Origin of the sequence: Pseudomonas sp. SB113 (assembly GCF_040754745.1) — a bacterium.
GTDB classification, from domain to species: domain Bacteria; phylum Pseudomonadota; class Gammaproteobacteria; order Pseudomonadales; family Pseudomonadaceae; genus Aquipseudomonas; species Aquipseudomonas grimontii.
On the sequence record NZ_JBFMHW010000198.1, the window covers coordinates 1 to 435 of the forward strand.

General features: G+C 55.4%; 1 protein-coding gene. It reads right to left on the reverse strand.

Annotated elements, in window-relative coordinates; genetic code table 11:
- On the reverse strand, window positions 1-435 hold a 435-nt coding region (locus AB1462_RS32145), incomplete at both ends, for an ABC transporter substrate-binding protein (RefSeq protein ID WP_367249153.1).

The following is a 435-nucleotide window of genomic DNA, read 5'->3' on the forward strand; positions in this document are numbered from 1 at the left end:
GGCTGACAATCTCGATGTTCGGGTCATTGGCCAAACCGACGCTTGAAGGCACCGGAAGCAGGCTGATGATGTCGACCTGACCACCCTGCAGTGCGAGGATCTGCGGCTGGATGTCCGTGTAGAAAATGAATTCGGTGCGCTCCGGCAGCGCCTTTTCACCCCAGTAATCTTCATTGCGCACGAAGGACGCGCCGACCTTGGGCGTGTATCGTTCCAGCTTGAATGGCCCGGTACCGTCGAAAGTCGTCTCGAAGTCACCTTTGTAGTTCGCGGGCAGTATGATCGCGTTGTAATTGTCTGACGAGACCATGTAGGGAAAGTTGCCGTTCGGTGCGTCGAGGTGAAATTCGACAGTGTGGTCGTCGACCTTCCTAATAGCGCCTTTCTGCAGCAAGCCTCTGAAGACTGACAACGCATTCGACGAGTTCGCAGGAT